This is a genomic window from Herbaspirillum sp. SJZ099, assembly GCF_007828355.1.
Taxonomy (GTDB): Bacteria; Pseudomonadota; Gammaproteobacteria; order Burkholderiales; family Burkholderiaceae_D; genus Herbaspirillum.
Window position 1 is genome coordinate 175,868 of the sequence record NZ_VIUO01000003.1, and the last position, 16,588, is coordinate 192,455.

A 16,588-nucleotide genomic window follows, 5' to 3' on the forward strand; every position below is an offset into this window, starting at 1 on the left:
GCTTACTTTCCCTGCGCCACCGTCACCAGCGCCGGGCGCAGCAAACGGTCGGAAATCACATAGCCCTTCTGCAATACGGCCACGACCGTATTGGCGTCCTGCTCGGCGGGCACGGCCGAGATTGCCTGGTGCTTCATCGGGTCGAGCTTCTCGCCGGCTTGCGGGTTCACTTCCTGCAGCTTGTTCTTTTCAAAGGCCGAGGACAGTTGCTTCAAGGTCATGTCGACGCCTTCTTTCAACGACTCCAGCGAGGGGTTTTCGATCTTCAGGGCCATTTCCAGGCTGTCCTTGACGGCCAGCAACGATTCGGCGAAACCTTCGATCGCGAATTTGTGCGCCTTGGCGATGTCTTCCTGGGCGCGGCGACGGATGTTTTCGCCTTCGGCACGGGCGCGCAGGAACGCGTCCTGCATTTCGGTGGCGCGGGCTTCTGCTGCGGCCAGCTTGTCTTCCAGCGTCGGTTCGGCGGGTGCCGCCTGCGCGGCATCGGCTGCCGCTGCCTGGTCGGCCGGCGCCGGTTGCTGCTCGTGTTGCGCTTCTTGCTTTTCCATATCTTGCATTCCTGAATTACCTCCAACAAATCAAACTGTGATTGCCGTTTGCCGGCATTGCCTGCGACGACACAAGATGTCCGCCAGATGAGGCATTCCCTTCGGATTTCAAGGGTTTTTGCTTTTTCCTGTCATTTCAACAAGAAAATTGTTACCAGTGGTTACAGAAATTACCGGGCTCATCTTCAAGTTAATACGGCCTTGACCTAATATGAATTCAAGCCTGAGCTGCTTTCCCGTTTGCCCGCTCAGGCAAGCTGGACGCGGCGTCGCCCGGATTGGAACCTCCGGGCCCCGGATCCCATCCTCACATGAGGTGACATCATGAAATTGCCACTGATCGCGGCAGCCCTTCTCGTTGCCGCCTATAGCCTCCTGGCCACCGCCTGGATCAGCTACTCGCATCTGGTCGGCCTGTACGCATTGTAAAAAAGCACGCAGACCCCGCCAGCCTTCTCGCCAGCCCTTCTTCTCCGGGCCGAAGGGAATTTCGTTCAAGCCGGATTTTCCGCATCGCAACCAATCGTCGCACCATCGCATCCGACCTTGCCTGCCGGCAAGAAGGGATAACCCGCTATTCTAGCAGGCCGCAGACGGCTTTTCCGCAGGTTTCGGGCGCCCGCCTCAGCGCGGCGCGCCCATCGTCGGCCAGCCGGCCAGGTGCTGTTCGGCGATATCGGCCATGCCGGCTATCCAGGCTGGCGACTCGTTGAGGCAATCGATGAAATGGAATTCCTTGCCGCCGGCATGCAGGAATTCGGCCCGGCCTTCCATGGCGATCTCTTCCAGGGTTTCCAGGCAATCGCTGGTGAAACCGGGGCACATCACGTCCACGCGCCGCACGCCTTGCCGCGCCAGTTCCTGCAGCGTCGGCGCGGTATAGGGCTGCAACCATTCGGCCCTGCCGAAGCGCGACTGGAAGGTGACCAGATATTCGCCAGCCGCCAATCCCAGCGCCTGGCCCAGCAGGTGCGCGCTACGCTGGCATTCGTCATGGTAGGGATCGCCCAGCAGCAGCGTGCGCCGGGGAACGCCGTGAAAGCTCATGACCAGCTTGTCCGGGCGGCCATGCCGCGCCCAATGGTCGAGCACCGACTGGCGCAGCGCCTGGATGTAGCCGTCGTTGTCATGATAGTCGCGGACCATGCGCAGCTCGGGGATGTTGCGCACCTTGCGGTAATGGCCGAAGACCGCATCGAAAATCGAGGCGGTCGTGGTGCCGGAATATTGCGGATACGCCGGCAACACCAGGATGCGCTCGCAGCCCTCGGCCTTGAGCCGGTCCAGCACATCCGGCAGCGCCGGGCTGCCGTAGCGCATCGCATAGACCGCCTGCAATTGGCGATGGCCGCGCGCGGCGAGCTCCGCGCCCAGCGCCGCGGCCTGGCGTTCGGTATGGACTTTCAGCGGCGAACCTTGCCCGCTCCAGATGCTGGCGTATTTTTTGGCCGACTGGGACGAACGGAACGGCAGGATGATGCCGTTGAGGATGCACCACCAGATGGCGCGCGGAATTTCCACCACGCGCGGGTCGGACAGGAATTGTTTCAGGTAGCGGCGCACGGCGCGCGCATCGGGCGCGTCCGGCGTGCCGAGGTTGACCAGCACCAGCGCGGCGGACGGCAGGCGGTCGTGCGACTGGCGCTGAGGCAGGGACGGTTCTTTGCGAAATGCCATCGGTGACGTTCTTCTTATGATGCCAGCAGCTCGCGCGCGTGCTTGCGGGTGGTGGCGGTGATTTCCAGGCCGCCCAGCATGCGCGCGATTTCTTCCACGCGCGACTTGGCGTCCAGGCCATCGATCTGCGACAGGGTCTTGCCGCCCTCGTTGCGCTTGCTGACCTGGAAATGCTGGTTGGCCTGGCTGGCCACTTGCGGCAGGTGGGTCACGCACAATACCTGGCGCTCCTGGCCCAGGCGCTTCAACAGGCGCCCGACCACTTCGGCCACGCCGCCGCCGATGCCGCTGTCGACCTCGTCGAAGATCAGCGTGGGCGTGCCGGTGGCATGCGAGGCGATCACCGAGATCGCCAGCGAGATGCGGGCGAGCTCGCCGCCGGAGGCGACCTTGGTCAACGGCCGCGGCGCCACGCCGGCATGCCCGGCGACCAGGAACTCCACCTGCTCCAGGCCGTAGGCCGCCGCTTCGCAGGCATTGAGCGCGATCGAGAAACGCCCGCCCGCCATCGACAGATCCTGCATGGCGGCGGTGACCGCCTCGCCCAATGCCGCGGCGGCCTTGGCGCGCGCGCCGGAAAGCTGCTGTGCGAGGACGAGATAGGCCGCCTTCAGCTTGTCTTCCTGCGCGCGCAGCGCATCGAGGTCGCTGGCGTCGGCCAGTTGCCTGAGCTGCTCGGACAGGGCCGCGTATTCCTGCGGCAGGTCGTCCGGCTGCACATGGAATTTGCGCGCGGTGGAATGCACCGCTTCGAGCCGTTCTTCGACCGTCTTCAGGCGCGCGGGGTCGAGTTCGACGCGGCCCAGGTAATCGTTCAACGCGTACACCGCTTCCTGCAGCTGGATCTGGGCCGGCTCCAGGGCGTCGAGCACCGGCTTCAGGGCGGTGTCTACATCGACCAGCTTGTTGAGCTTTTGCGTGATCGACGACAGTTGCGACAGGATCGGCGACTCCGATTCCGAGATCGCTTCCAGCGCCTCCTGGGCACCGCCGATCAGGGAGGCGGCATGGGACAGGCGGCTGTGCTCGGCGCTGATCTCGGCCCACTCGCCGGACTTGACCGCCAGTTTCTCCAGCTCGGACACCTGCCACTGCAGCCGCTCGCGCTCCAGCAGCACGTTGCGCGCATTCTGTTCGAATTCCTCGCGCTGGCGCGCCAACGCGCGCCAGCTCTTGTAGGCCGCCGCCACCTGGCGCGCCTGGTCCAGCAAACCGGCCTGGCTGTCGAGCAGCTGGCGCTGGGCATCGGCCTTCATCAGCGACTGGTGCGCATGCTGGCCATGGATATCGACCAGCATCTCGCCCAGCTCGCGCAATTGCGCGGCAGTGGCGGCAATGCCGTTGACGTAGGCCTTGGAGCGCCCGGCGTTGTCGATCACCCGGCGCAGCAGCACGCCGCCGTCTTCATCGGCAAATTCATGCTCGGCCAGCCAGGCCTGCACCTCGGGCAGGGCGGCAAAATCCGCCGTGATATCGGCCTTGGCCGCGCCTTCGCGCACCACGCTGGCGTCACCGCGCCCGCCCAGCGCCAGCGCCAGGGCGTCGATCAGGATGGATTTGCCGGCGCCGGTTTCGCCGGTGAAGACGGAAAATCCGCGCGCGAATTCGAGCTCGATGGCATCGACAATCACAAAGTCGCGGATCGTGAGGGTACGCAGCATGGTGGTCAGTGGAAGATTGGGCAGGAAGGCAGTGTCGGCCGCCATCATGACGCGAGGATGACAGCCGCCGGCATCGGATTATTGTAATCGGCCTTCTATCGAAGGATATTCATTCCAGTGCAACTTCTGCCGCAAGGTGTCGAAATAGCTCCAGCCCTCGGGATGCAGGAAAGTGATCTTGTGCGCCGAGCGGCGGATCACGATGCGGTCGCCGTGCAGCACGCTGGTCAACGACTGCATGTCGAAATTGGCGCTGACCTCGCGCCCGGAGATCACCTGGATCACGATTTCGCAGGAGTCCGAGATGGTGATCGGGCGGTTCGACAGCGAATGCGGCGAGATCGGCACCAGGACGATGCCATGCAGGCTGGGATGCAGGATGGGACCGCCGGCCGACAGCGCATAGGCGGTGGAGCCGGTCGGCGTGGCCACGATCAGGCCGTCGGAACGCTGGTTGTACATGAAGTGGCCGTCGACCTCGACATGCAGCTCGACCATGCCGGAGGTGGCGCCGCGCGCCACCACGACGTCATTCAGCGCCAGCGCATGGAAAATCTCCCGGCCTTCGCGGTAGACCCGGGCCTCCAGCAGCGAACGCGACTCGGCTTCGACCTTGCCATCCAGCATATCGCCCAGAGCCGGTATCATTCGGTCCTGGGGAATATCCGTGATGAAACCCAGGCGCCCCTGGTTGATGCCGATCAGCGGCACGCTGTACGGCGCCAGTTGGCGCGCGATGCCCAGCATGGTGCCGTCGCCGCCGATCACGATGGCGACATCGGCCTGCTGGCCGATCTGCTCCGGCGTCAGGGCGCCATAGCCATCCAGTGCGACGTTTTGCGCGGTTTCCGCTTCGAACACCACGGTATGCCCGTGCGATTCGAGGAACACGGCGATGTCGGACAGTATCTGCGCGATGCCGACGGCCTGGTACTTGCCGATGATCGCGACGGTTTTGGGTACGGCTGCCTGGACGGGTAATTTGATGGGCCACATGCTGCGGATTAGACCATAATTTGAGATGACTTTGTAATGAATACGCCACCCTCTTCCGCCTCCCGCGCCGCCGTCAAGGCCGTGCTGTTCGACCTCGACGACACCTTGTGGGCGATCGAGCCGGTGCTGGTGCGCGCCGAAGGCCTGCTCTACGAATGGCTGCGCCGGCATGCGCCCAAGGTGACCGCCCGCCATAGCGTGGCTTCGCTGCGCGAACGCCGCATGGCCCTGATGCAGACCGATCCGCTGTACCGCATCGACTTGTGGAAGCTGCGCCATGCCGCGCTCACGGAAGTGCTGCGCGAGCACGGCGAAGACCCGGCGCTGGCGGACGAGGCCATGGCGCTGTTTTCCGAGGCGCGCAGCACGGTCGCGCTGTTCGACGACGTCGAGCCGGCCTTGCAGCGCTTGAAAGCCAGGCTGGCGCTGGGCACGGTCTCCAACGGCTTCGCCGACCTGGAGCGCATCGGGCTGGCGAGCCATTTCGGCGTTTCCATCGCGGCGCACCGCTTCGGCCGCGCCAAGCCGGACGCCGCCATCTTCCATGCCGCCTGCGACGCGCTGGGCGTGGCGCCGGCCGAGACCGTGTACGTCGGCGACGACCTGCAGCTGGACATACAAGGCGCCCAGCAGGCCGGCTTGCGGGCGGTGTGGATGAACCGCTTCGGCCGCGACCTGCCGGCCGGCATCGCGCCCGACGCCATCTGCCGCGACCTGCATGAACTGCATGCGTGGCTGGACGCCCAGGCCGCATCGCAGGCATGATCCGGCGCAGCTATTTGCGCCATTGCCGATATCGGAACGGACTTTTATGCCGATAAATCGTTAGAATACGGCGTATGCAACTCGATAACCGCGCCCGTACCCTGCTCAAGGCGCTGGTCGAACGGTACATCGCCGACGGCCAGCCGGTGGGCTCGCGCGCCCTCTCGAAATTGTCCGGCCTGGAACTGTCGCCGGCCACCATCCGCAACATCATGGCAGACCTCGAAGAGATGGGGTTCGTCGCCAGCCCGCACACCTCGGCCGGCCGCGTGCCGACGCCGCGCGGCTACCGCATGTTCGTCGATACCCTGCTGACGGTGGAAACGATCAATGAAAGCGCGCTGGAGGGACGCCTGCAGCATCGCCTGCAGAATTCCTCTCAGCAAAAGATCATCACCAACGCCGCCCAGGTGCTGTCCTCGCTGTCGCAGTTCGCCGGCGTCGTCATGACGCCCAAGCGCGAATCGGTATTCCAGCAGATCGAGTTCCTGCGCCTGTCGGAAAAACGCATCCTGCTGGTGATCGTCGACCAGGGCGGCGACGTGCAGAACCGCATGCTGCTCACCGAGGTCGACTACACGCCCAGCCAATTGGTCCAGGCGGCCAACTATATCAACCAGCATTACGCCGGCCAGTCCTTCGACCAGGTGCGGCTGCTGCTGCAAAGCGAACTGCGCCAGCTGCGCGACGACATGACCGCACTGATGCAGGCCGCCGTCGAAGCCGGCAGCGACGCCATGAGCGAGGATGCCGACAGCAACGTGGTGATCTCCGGCGAGCGCAACCTGCTGTCGGTGACCGACCTGTCTTCCAACATGAACTCGCTGCGCCAGCTGTTCGACATGTTCGAACAGAAAACCGGCCTGTTGCAGTTGCTGGATGTCTCCAGCAAGGCCACCGGCGTGCAGATCTTCATCGGCGGCGAATCGCAACTGGTGCCGATGGACGACATGAGCATCGTCACCGCGCCTTACGAGGTCAACGGCCGCATCGTCGGCACGCTGGGCGTGATCGGCCCCACCCGCATGGCCTACGAGCGCGTGATCCCGATCGTCGACATCACGGCCAAGCTGCTCTCCAGCGCGCTGAGCCAGCACTGAACACTGACGCTGACCGTATCCGCCCATTCGCCGGCATTCGGCCGCCAAAAACAAGAAAGCCACGTGGATCCACGTGGCTTTTGCATTTTATTGCCGCTGTAAAAACAGGAAAAAGCTTGCTGCCTTTTGCCCTGAATACCTCGATTACTTCTTGATCTTCTTGCAGTTCTTGCAATGGCCGTACAGCGCCAAGGCATGGTCGGCAATCTCGAAACCGTGCTCCTGGGCGATCTTCACCTGGCGCTTTTCGATTTCGGCATCGAAGAATTCTTCGACCTTGCCGCAGTCCAGGCAGACCAGGTGGTCGTGGTGCGAGCCCTCGTTGAGCTCGAACACGGCCTTGCCGGTCTCGAAGTGGTTGCGCTGCAGCAGGCCCGCCTGTTCGAACTGGGTCAGCACGCGATAGACGGTGGCCAGGCCGACATCCAGATTGTCGGACAGCAACTGTTTGTAGACGTCTTCAGCGCTCAGGTGGCGCACGGACGTGTTCTGGAAGATCTCCAGGATCTTCAGCCGGGGCAGGGTCGCCTTCAGGCCGCTTGCTTTGAGTTCGGATGGATTATTAGGCATGGTTAGTTAATTTCCCGGTTATCTGCTTTATCATATAGTGTTTTAGGCCTATGGCTCAACCCGGTTGACATCTTTATGCGAATGCTTTCCCGAATGAAGTCCCATTCCCTGATTGCCGTAATCGGCATGTTTGCAGCGCTGAGCGTGGCGCTGTCCGGCTGTTCCTCGACCAAGGCGCCGGAACAGTCGGCCGCAACCGACGCATCGGGCGTGAAGGTGACCGGCAAGAGCAACAGCCTGTTCGGCTTCCTCAAGCCCTATCGCATCGACATCCAGCAAGGCAACTTCGTTTCCAGGGAAATGGTCGCCCAGGTGCGCCCCGGCCTGACGCGCGACCAGGTGCGCTTCGTGCTGGGTACGCCGCTGTTGAACGACATGTTCCACTCCAACCGCTGGGACTATGACTTCCGCCTGGCCAAGGGCAATGGCGAAATCATGTCCAGCCGCGTCTCGGTGTTCTTCAAGGATGGCTTGGTGGAGCACGTCGACGGCGGCGAGGACCTGCCCACCGAAAGCGAATACCTGACGCTGATCACCAATTCCAAAGCGGGCGCCAAGGCGGCATTCACCAGCAGCAGCGACGTCAAACCGGCCGCGCCTGAAGCCCCGTCGTCCTCCAAAGAATAACCTCCGAAGCTGATTCATGACTGCACTGAAAATCGCGGTAGCCGGCGCCTCCGGGCGCATGGGCCGCATGCTGATCGAAGCCGTCCTCAACGCCGACGACCTGGCCCTGGCCGGCGCGCTGGACACCCCGGCCTCGCCCGCCGTGGGCACCGACCCCGGCGCCTTCCTGGGCAAGGCCACCGGCGTGACAATCGAATCCGACCTGGCCCGCGGCCTGGCCAACGCCGACGTGCTGATCGACTTCACCCGCCCTGAAGGCACGCTCAAACACCTCGAATACTGCGCCGCGCACGGCGTGAAAGTGGTGGTCGGCACCACCGGCTTCGAAGCGGCCGGCAAGGACGCCATCGCCGCCTTCGCGCAAAAGACCGCCATCATGGCCGCGCCCAACATGAGCGTGGGCGTGAATGTGACGCTCAAGCTGCTGGAAATGGCCGCCAAGAATTTCTCGCAGGGTTACGACATCGAGATCATCGAGGCGCACCACCGCTTCAAGGTCGACGCTCCCTCCGGCACCGCGCTGAAGATGGGCGAAGTGATCGCCGACGCGCTGGGCAAGAAACTCGACGACGTCGCCGTCTACGCCCGTGAAGGCGTGACCGGCGAGCGCGACCCGTCCTCGATCGGCTTTGCCACCGTGCGCGGCGGCGACATCATTGGCGACCACACCGTGCTGTTCGCCGGCATCGGCGAACGCATCGAGATTTCGCACAAGTCCTCCAGCCGCGTCTCGTACGCCATGGGCAGCCTGCGCGCCGCACGTTTCCTGGCCGGCAAGCAGACCGGCTTGTACGACATGCAAGATGTGCTGGGCTTTAAGTAAGCCCGCCAGGATGCTATGACAGAAATTCGCTGCCGCGCCTGCCTGGTCCGGCAGCGAATTTTTTTCTGGAACACCGATCCAAGAACCTGTTAACGATCAAGAGACTGCTCCTATGGAATCGAATGTCGGATTTGCCCATTACTGGGCGCAAGGCGATGCCGTTTCGCACACCGTGGCCTACCTGCTGCTGATCATGTCGGTGGCCAGCTGGTTCTACATTCTCTCCAAGGCCTGGGCAGCCTGGCGCATCCGCCGCGGCAGCAACGCGCTGGAGCAATTCTGGCAGGCGCCGACGCTGCCCGACGCCATCGCTGCGATGCAAGGCGCGGACAGCGAACTGATCTACACCCCGATGGCCGAACGCGCCGCCGACGCCGCCGACATCGGCACCCGCCAGCAGTCGGCGCCGTCGCTCAATGCCACCACGGGCCGCGACGAACTGATCACCCGCACCTTGCGGCGCGAGATCAACCGCGTCTCGGCGCGCCTGGAACGCGGCCTGACGCTGCTGGCTTCGGTCGGCTCGACCGCCCCCTTCGTCGGCCTGTTCGGCACCGTCTGGGGCATCTACCACGCACTGGCGGCAGTCTCGGCCAGCGGCACGGTGCAGATCGACAAGGTCGCAGGCCCGGTCGGCGAAGCGCTGATCATGACCGCGCTGGGCCTGGTGGTGGCGATCCCCGCAGTGCTGGCCTACAACGCCTTCACCCGCATCAACCGCGTGGTGCTGGCCGAACTGGACGGCTTCGCCCACGACCTGCACGCCTACCTCACCACCGGCGAACGCGTCGGCGGCGTACGCAAATAAACAGCGAAGGAGAACCCGATGAGTTTCGGCGGCTTCAACGACAACCAGCATTCAGGCCCGATGGCCGACATCAACGTCACGCCCATGGTCGACGTGATGCTGGTCCTGCTGGTGATCTTCATCATCTCGGCGCCCTTGTTTACGCACGCGCTCAAGCTCGACCTGCCCACCGCGCAATCGGCCCCGGCGCCGGAAAAACCGGAAACCGTCACCGTTGGCATCGACGCCGCCGGCAAACTGTACTGGAACGACCAGCCGGTCAGCGCGCAAGAACTCGACACCCGCCTCGCTACCGCCTCGGCCCGCCAGCCGCAACCCGAACTGCAACTGCGCGCCGACAAATCCACCCGCTACGAAACCATCGCCGAAGTCATGTCCGCCGCCCAAGGCGCCGGCCTGACCAAGCTCGGCTTCGTCACCGATCCCAAACCCAAATAAGCATGGCAACCGTACAACTCGCAGGCGACCGCATCACCGACTGGGACAGCTTCCACACCGAAAGCGCGCAAGCCTTCGGCTTCCCGGACTTCTACGGCCGCAACATGGACGCCTGGGTCGACTGCCTCTCTTACCTGCGCGATGACGACGGCATGTGCAAGTTCAGGCTCAAACCGAAGGAAGTGCTGCGCATTGAGATCAGCGGCAGCGCAGACTTGCACAAGCGCTTGCCGGCACTGGTAGAGGATGTGGAGTTTTGCTGTACGGCGATCAATGACCGTTGCGAGGATTATGGGGAAGAGCCGGTGCTGGAGTTGGTCTGGAAGTGATGTGAGGCACTGAACGACGCTGGATCCTGACCTTCGTCAGGATGACGGCGAAAACAAGATAGCGAGCCACAGCATCGAAGCCGCAGGCGAGGGAAAGCACCGCAATGCCGAAGGCGAGCCGGTTACGAAGTCCGCTTCTGACCAGCCGCTGAGGAGACGGAAAAAATGGATCAGCGGGGCAGTCGGAGCGAAGCGACTCTGCCACGCCCATTTTTTCCGTCTCCTCAGCGGGCACCCCGAAGGGGCTGGGCAGTAGCGGTCGCTTCTTTTGCTTACTTTTCTTGGCGAGACAAGAAAAGTGAGCGGCTGCCGGGCCGCCCCCGGCGCTCCGCTCCGACCGGAGAAAGAAAAGCATAGAGCCAGTACATCGACCAGCAGCAAGACCAGACTACCAAAAAACCAACTCAATCAATCAACCCTTCTCCATCATAAAACGGATAAGGCCCCTCAAACTCCCCCACAAAAGCAGTATGGCTAACCAGGCTGCACGCCATCTCATCCCACCAATGCAACTGAAACCCCGCCGGCTCCATCACAAAACATGAATCCGCCCGCGGATCCAGATCAAGCAAAACCTGGTGCGACACCCCGGGGCAAGTAGAAGCCACCGTCCCGCCAAAGCGCCGCTGGATAGCGCGATGCAAATGCCCGCACAACACCCGTTCAACCTGCGCATGCTTGCGCACCACTGCCTCCAGCGCCTGGATATCAGGCTGAGCCAGCCCGATATCGTCCATATGCCCGATGCCGGTACGAAACGGTGGATGGTGCATCACGATCACGGTCGGCTTGTCCGGCTGCGCCGCCAGCACATCGTCCAGCCAGAGTAGGCTGGCCGGCGCCAGCGCCCCGCTGCTGGAACGCGGAATCACCGTATCCAGCGCCACGATGCGGATGGGATGCTCGTCGATCACATACTCGATGCGCTCCCCGCCCTGCTGCAGGTAAGCATGATCGGGAAACGCCGCGCGCAAGGCCTGGCGTTCGTCATGGTTCCCCGGCAACAGGTAATACGGCATGCTCAACGGCGCCAGCAGCTTGCGCAGGAAATCGTATTCGGACGGCTTGCCGAAATCGACCAGATCGCCGGTGATCACCACCGCATCCGGCTTCTGCCGCAATCCGTTCACCTGCGCCACGCAACGGCGCAAACTCTCGGCGGTATCGACCACGCGATAAGACTTCTTGCCATCGGTCTTGATGTGCAGGTCGGAAATTTGTCCCAAAATCATGCTGCCTCCTTACCGGCCGGCACCTTCACCAGGGCCGCGGCCGGCACGCTCAGCGCGACCATCTGCCCCGGCTGCCACAGCCCGCGCTTGCTGGTTTCCACGATCACCGGCCGGCCGGCGCCGATATCGATCTCGACACGGCTGCGGTCGCCCATGAAGAAACTGTTGAGAATAGCCCCGCGCAAGGTATCGCCGGCGGCCTCCCCGGCCTCCAGCAACTGCACGTCTTCCGGGCGGAACATGGCCGTCGCCGGCTGGCCGTCTGCCACATTATCCGGCAACGGCAGGCTGCCCGCAGGCAGTCGCAGGCGGCCAGCGCCGGCCACGCCGTCGACCCGGTTCATGGCGCCGATGAACTCGGCCACGAAGGCATTGGCCGGGCGGTAATAGATATCCTGCGGGCTGCCGATCTGCGAGATCTTGCCGCGCTCCATCACGACGATGCGGTCGCCCAGCGCCATCGCCTCGCCCTGGTCGTGGGTGACGTAGACGGCGGTGATGCCGAGTTTGCGCAGCAACTGGTTGAGGTCGCTGCGCACCGCTTCACGCAACTTGGCATCCAGCGCGGTCAGTGGCTCGTCCAGCAGCAGCACCCTGGGTTCCACCGCCAGGGCGCGCGCCAGCGCCACGCGCTGCTTCTGGCCGCCGGAAAGCTGGTCGACGCGGCGCTGCGACAAGCCCTGCAGGTGCACCATCTCCAGCAGCTTTTCCACGCGCCCGGCGCGCTCCGGGGCGGCGACCTTGCGGATCTTCATGCCGTAGGCGATGTTCTCGCCCACCGTCATATTGGGAAACAGTGCGTAATTCTGGAACACCATGCCAACGCCGCGCTTCTCGATGGGCAAGGCGGTCACGTCCTCGTCGCCGAACATCACGCGCCCGCCCTGGTCGGGGAATTCCAGGCCGGCGATCATGCGCAGCGTGGTGGTCTTGCCGCAGCCCGAAGGCCCCAGCAGCACCAGCGTCTCGCCGGCGCGGATTTCAAGGTCGAGCGGCTGCAGCGCGCGCGTACCATTTTCAAAAGACTTGGCGCATTGCGCCAGCCGGATCGGAACAGCTTGCTTCATAGACTTGCTCTCTTGCGTGTCGCCTGGGTCACCCACTGCATGCCGATGAGCAGCGGGATGATCATGAAAAAGAAAATCAGGGTATAGGCCGAACCGACTTCCAGTCGCATCGAGGCGTAGGCATCGGCCAGGCCCACCGGCAGGGTCTGGGTCAGCGGCGTATGCAGCATCCAGGTGATGTTGAATTCGCCGATGGACAGCGTCACCACCATCAGTGCGCCGGCCAGGATGCCGGACATCACATTGGGAATGACGATACTGAAGAAGCGCCGCATCATGCCGGCGCCGAGGCTGGCCGCCGCCTCTTCCAGCAGGGCCAGTTGCGAGGACTGCATCACCGCCAGCACCGGACGCACCATGAACGGCAGGGTAAACAGCACATGCCCCGCCAGGATAAAGGCCAGGCTGCCGCGAAAGGCGCGGAACTGGCCGTAGGCCATGATCAGTGCCAGCGCGGTGGCCAGCCCCGGCACCGCCACCGGCATCATCAGCAATTCTTCGATGGCGCGCGCGATGCGGCTGTTGCCGCCCTTGTAGCGCGCCAGCATGTAGGCCAGCGGCACGCCGGCCAGCACCGTCACCGCCAGGCAGGCCAGCGCGATGAAGATGGAGCGCCAGATGGTGGGCTGGTACATCTCCCACACCTGCGCCACCCAGCGCAGCGTGAGGCCGCTAGAGAGGCCGACGAAGAAATTCTCGGTCACTCCGGCCAGCATCGACAGCAGCACCGGCACGATCAGGAAGGCGCACACCAGCAGCGTGAAGGCCAGTTGCAGGTAAAAACGCAGATTACGTTTCATCGTCATTGCCTCATGCCGCCGCGGCCACGCCGTTGCCGGTCAGCGAGCGCGCCAATGCCAGCGCCAGCCAGGTGATCGCCCCCAGCACGATGGACAGCGACGCGGCGGCGGCGAAATTGGCATAGCCGGTGAATTCGTTATAGATGGTCATCGGCAGCACATCGATGTTGGCCGCCAGCGTAAACGCGGTGCCGAAGGCGCCGACGCTGGTGGCGAAACAGATCGCGCCCGACGAGATCAGGGCCGGCGACAGCGCCGGCAGCACCACGTGCAGCAGCACTTGCCAGGGCTTGGCGCCCAGGGATCGGGCCGCTTCTTCCAGCGAGGGATCGAGCTTCTCGGCGCCGGCCACCACGGTCAGGATCACGCGCGGGATCGAGAAATACAGGTAACCGAGGAACAGCCCCGACAGCGAATACGCGAACACCAGCGACTGGCCGAACAGCCAGTCGGTGAAGGCGCCGATCAGGCCCTGGCGGCCGGCCAGCATGATCACCATGAAGCCGACCACCACGCCGGGAAACGCCAGCGGGAAAGTCAGCATGGCCAGCAGCAGGGATTGCCCGGGAAAACGGTTGCGCTGCAGGAACAGGCCGACCAACACCGAGATGGCCAACGTGGCGGCCGTGACCGCCACCGACAACGCCAGCGTCGACACCAGGCTGGCGAAGTAATGGCGGTTGGTCAGCACCGCGAGATAGGCCATCGCGCCATCCGGCCCGGAAGCGCCCACGCCGAGCAGACGCACCATGGGCAGCAGCCAGAAGGCGCAGAACAAGGCCATCCCCGGCGCCGCGAACCAGAGCCAGACGCCGTTGCCGTTGCGCCGTGTCCGGCCGGGCACTGCCATTGCCTGTCCTGCCGCTTGCATCAGCGCACTTCCGCCATGTAGCGCTCGCCGAACTTGCGCTGCGCTTCAGCCATCTTGCCGTAGTCCACCGACTTGGCGCGGGCGTATTGCTCCGCCGGCAGGAAGCGCGATTCGGCTTCCTTGGACATGGCCGAGGCGCGCACCGGACGCAGGTAGGCATTGGCCCAGATCGCCTGGCCCTGGTCGGACAGCAGGAAGTCCAGCACCTTCTTCGCTTCGGCCTGGTGCGGCGCGTTCTTCACCAGCGACACCACGTAAGGCACGCTCACCGTGCCTTCGGACGGGATCACGAAGGCCACGTTGGCGCGGTCCTTGTACTTGGCGCGGTAGGCGTCGAAGTCATAGCCCAGCAGGATCGGGATCTCGCCCGAGATCAGGCGCGCGTACGAAGTCTGCTTGGGAACGATGGGCTGGTTCTGCTGCAGCTTCTTGAAATAGGCGATGGCCGGCGAGAAGTCGTTCAGCGAACCGCCCAGCGCCTGGTTGATCGCCACCGCGCCGACATAGCCGACGAAGGCCGAGGCCGGATCGAGGTAGCCGATCAGGCCCTTGTATTCCGGCTTTTGCAGGTCGGCCCAGGACTTGGGCACCGGCTTGCCCTTGAGGGCGTCGACGTTGACCATGATGCCCATGGTGCCGGAGTGGATGGTGAACCAGTAGCCGTCCGGGTCCTTCAGGCCGTTGGGAATGTCATTCCAGTTGGCCGGCTTGTAGGGCGCCACCAGATCCTTGGCCTTGGCTTCGATGCCGAAGGAAACGCCAAGGTAGGTGAAGTCGGCCACCGGGCTGGCCTTCTCGGCCGTCAGTTGCGCCAGGGCCTGACCGCTGTTCTTGTTGTCCGGCGGCACGGTGATGCCGGTCTTGTCCTTGATGGCCTTGATCTGGGCAGCCCAGTCGGCCCATTCCGGCGGACAGTTGTAGCAGATCGAGGTCTGGGCGGAGGCTGCGACGGAAGCCGACAGCAGCAGGGCGCCGGCGACGGTTTGAACAACACGTTTCAGGAACATGTCAGGTCCTTTCCAATAGGTTGAACGACAAAACGACAAAGACAAAAACGCTACGAAAAACAAACGGCAACAGCTCAGGACTGGCTCGGCGGCGCGGCCGATCCGCCCGCCCTGACCGCATGCGGCAACACATGCCGCATGCCGCCGGCAGGCGCTGCATTGGCGGCCCCGGCGGCGCCAGGGCCGCGCTCGAGCAACGCCACCAGCGTGCGCAAGGCGACGTCGCCGATCTGCTCCGACGGCTGTACCACGCTGGCCAGCACCGGCTCCATCAGGGCGCCCACGGGAATGCCGTCGAAGCCCATCACCGAAATGTCCTGCGGCACGCGCAGGCCGAGCGCGCGCAGGTCGCGCATGGCGCTCATGGCCAGCAGGTCGTTGGAACAGAACAAGGCCGTGGGACGCCGGACCGGGTCGGCCATCATCTGCTGGTAGTCGGTCGCCGCGGTCAGCGTATGGCGCTCCACTTCGATGGCCGACATGGGCTCCAGCCCGGCCATGCGCATTGCATCCAGGTAGCCGTAATAGCGCTGGATCGCCCGGTCCGAGGCATTGAAGCGGCCCGACAGCATCCGGATGCGGCGGTGCCCCAGCCGAATCAGGTGCGTCACGGCGTCGCAGGCGGCAACCCGGTTGTCGACCGACACCGATATCCGCGCGCCCGGCAGCTCGCCCGGCGCCGGTTGCGCCAGTTGGTTGTAGGTCAGCACAAAGGGGATCTGTTCGCGCTCCAGCAAGTCGAGCGTGGCGTTGGCGCCGGCGTCGGCCACCGTCAGGATGACGCCGTCAACGCGATGGCTCAGCAGCAGCTCGACCGCGGCCGACTCGTCATGGGGCTGGTATTCGGTGGTGGTGAACATCACCGAGTAATCGAGTTCGCGCGCGGCCAGCTCGATGCCTTGCAGGCATTGGGCGAACACCGTGTTCGACAGCGTCGGCACCACCACGCCCACGGTGCGCGAATTGCCGGCGCGCAGGTTGCGTCCGTTGAAGTTGGGGCGAAAACCCAGCTGCTCGATGCTGCGCTGGATCTTCTCGGCAGTCTCGGCGCTCACCGAACCGGGCTTGTTCAACAGGCGCGAAACGGTGGCGATGGAAACGCCGGCCAGATTGGCTACTTGCTTGATGGAAGGTCGCACGGGAATCGCTCAATGGCATGAAAACGATTACATCGTGCCAGCCGATTATGACGGGCTCATGACCATGCCGCCCCGGGAGGAAGGTCGAAGAATATTGCTAATATAGCAACATTCACGGCAAGCGAAA

General features: G+C 63.9%; 19 protein-coding genes. 7 read left to right on the plus strand and 12 right to left on the minus strand.

Going from position 1 to position 16,588, the window contains the following annotated elements:
• Nucleotides 1-2 precede the first annotated feature (2 nt).
• The 5 genes from grpE to FB597_RS08665 form a co-directional block, all read right to left on the minus strand.
• A complete protein-coding gene (gene grpE, locus FB597_RS08650; protein WP_144769221.1) occupies nucleotides 3-560 on the minus strand; it encodes a nucleotide exchange factor GrpE in 558 nt (185 codons plus the stop codon).
• Nucleotides 561-659: 99 nt separating this feature from the next.
• On the minus strand, nucleotides 660-1,049 hold the full coding sequence (locus FB597_RS20220; protein WP_186442757.1) for a hypothetical protein: 390 nt from the start codon (nucleotides 1,047-1,049) through the stop codon (nucleotides 660-662).
• 126 nt (nucleotides 1,050-1,175) lie between these two features.
• A complete protein-coding gene (gene hemH, locus FB597_RS08655) occupies nucleotides 1,176-2,228 on the minus strand; it encodes a ferrochelatase (RefSeq protein WP_144769224.1) in 1,053 nt (350 codons plus the stop codon).
• A gap of 14 nt (nucleotides 2,229-2,242) precedes the next feature.
• Entirely contained in the window at nucleotides 2,243-3,889 is a 1,647-nt protein-coding gene (gene recN, locus FB597_RS08660) for a DNA repair protein RecN (protein ID WP_144769474.1), read from the minus strand.
• A gap of 78 nt (nucleotides 3,890-3,967) precedes the next feature.
• Nucleotides 3,968-4,885 (minus strand): NAD kinase, encoded by a 918-nt coding sequence (locus FB597_RS08665; protein ID WP_141914449.1) that lies wholly within the window; start codon nucleotides 4,883-4,885, stop codon nucleotides 3,968-3,970.
• A gap of 36 nt (nucleotides 4,886-4,921) precedes the next feature.
• On the opposite strand from FB597_RS08665, the gene FB597_RS08670 reads away from it, so the two are divergent.
• A complete protein-coding gene (locus FB597_RS08670) occupies nucleotides 4,922-5,650 on the plus strand; it encodes an HAD family hydrolase (protein ID WP_144769226.1) in 729 nt (242 codons plus the stop codon).
• Between the two features lie 74 nt (nucleotides 5,651-5,724).
• Nucleotides 5,725-6,750 carry a heat-inducible transcriptional repressor HrcA gene (gene hrcA, locus FB597_RS08675; RefSeq protein WP_141914451.1) on the plus strand — a complete coding sequence of 342 codons (1,026 nt, stop codon included), beginning with the start codon at nucleotides 5,725-5,727 and terminating at the stop codon, nucleotides 6,748-6,750.
• Nucleotides 6,751-6,894: 144 nt separating this feature from the next.
• Here hrcA and fur read toward each other — a convergent pair whose 3' ends face one another.
• Nucleotides 6,895-7,320 (minus strand): ferric iron uptake transcriptional regulator, encoded by a 426-nt coding sequence (fur, locus tag FB597_RS08680; protein ID WP_050470498.1) that lies wholly within the window; start codon nucleotides 7,318-7,320, stop codon nucleotides 6,895-6,897.
• Between the two features lie 93 nt (nucleotides 7,321-7,413).
• Here fur and FB597_RS08685 point away from each other — a divergent pair, with 93 nt between their 5' ends.
• The 5 genes from FB597_RS08685 to FB597_RS08705 all read left to right on the plus strand — a co-directional run bounded on the left by FB597_RS08685 (nucleotide 7,414) and on the right by FB597_RS08705 (nucleotide 10,345).
• Nucleotides 7,414-7,947, plus strand: coding sequence for an outer membrane protein assembly factor BamE (locus tag FB597_RS08685; protein WP_255464001.1), 534 nt, complete (start codon nucleotides 7,414-7,416; stop codon nucleotides 7,945-7,947).
• Between the two features lie 16 nt (nucleotides 7,948-7,963).
• Nucleotides 7,964-8,770 carry a 4-hydroxy-tetrahydrodipicolinate reductase gene (gene dapB, locus FB597_RS08690; protein WP_141914453.1) on the plus strand — a complete coding sequence of 269 codons (807 nt, stop codon included), beginning with the start codon at nucleotides 7,964-7,966 and terminating at the stop codon, nucleotides 8,768-8,770.
• A 112-nt stretch (nucleotides 8,771-8,882) separates the two neighbouring features.
• A complete protein-coding gene (locus FB597_RS08695; RefSeq protein ID WP_141914454.1) occupies nucleotides 8,883-9,578 on the plus strand; it encodes a MotA/TolQ/ExbB proton channel family protein in 696 nt (231 codons plus the stop codon).
• 18 nt (nucleotides 9,579-9,596) lie between these two features.
• Nucleotides 9,597-10,016, plus strand: a complete 420-nt coding sequence (locus tag FB597_RS08700; RefSeq protein ID WP_141914455.1) for a biopolymer transporter ExbD — start codon at nucleotides 9,597-9,599, stop codon at nucleotides 10,014-10,016.
• 2 nt (nucleotides 10,017-10,018) lie between these two features.
• Entirely contained in the window at nucleotides 10,019-10,345 is a 327-nt protein-coding gene (locus tag FB597_RS08705) for a barstar family protein (RefSeq protein ID WP_144769228.1), read from the plus strand.
• A 404-nt stretch (nucleotides 10,346-10,749) separates the two neighbouring features.
• On the opposite strand, the gene FB597_RS08710 is transcribed toward FB597_RS08705, so the two are convergent.
• From FB597_RS08710 to FB597_RS08735, 6 genes are all read right to left on the minus strand, one after another.
• Nucleotides 10,750-11,577, minus strand: coding sequence for a phosphodiesterase (locus FB597_RS08710; protein WP_144769230.1), 828 nt, complete (start codon nucleotides 11,575-11,577; stop codon nucleotides 10,750-10,752).
• Nucleotides 11,574-12,644, minus strand: coding sequence for an ABC transporter ATP-binding protein (locus FB597_RS08715; protein ID WP_144769232.1), 1,071 nt, complete (start codon nucleotides 12,642-12,644; stop codon nucleotides 11,574-11,576). The genes FB597_RS08710 and FB597_RS08715 overlap by 4 nt, the downstream gene beginning before the upstream one ends.
• The gene (locus tag FB597_RS08720; protein ID WP_144769234.1) at nucleotides 12,641-13,444 is read right to left on the minus strand and encodes an ABC transporter permease; all 804 of its coding nucleotides are present in this window, start codon (nucleotides 13,442-13,444) and stop codon (nucleotides 12,641-12,643) included. The genes FB597_RS08715 and FB597_RS08720 overlap by 4 nt, the downstream gene beginning before the upstream one ends.
• A gap of 10 nt (nucleotides 13,445-13,454) precedes the next feature.
• Nucleotides 13,455-14,294, minus strand: a complete 840-nt coding sequence (locus tag FB597_RS08725) for an ABC transporter permease (RefSeq protein WP_144769236.1) — start codon at nucleotides 14,292-14,294, stop codon at nucleotides 13,455-13,457.
• Between the two features lie 20 nt (nucleotides 14,295-14,314).
• Entirely contained in the window at nucleotides 14,315-15,322 is a 1,008-nt protein-coding gene (locus FB597_RS08730) for an ABC transporter substrate-binding protein (protein WP_144769238.1), read from the minus strand.
• Nucleotides 15,323-15,396: 74 nt separating this feature from the next.
• The gene (locus FB597_RS08735; RefSeq protein ID WP_144769240.1) at nucleotides 15,397-16,461 is read right to left on the minus strand and encodes a LacI family DNA-binding transcriptional regulator; all 1,065 of its coding nucleotides are present in this window, start codon (nucleotides 16,459-16,461) and stop codon (nucleotides 15,397-15,399) included.
• Nucleotides 16,462-16,588: the final 127 nt, after the last annotated feature.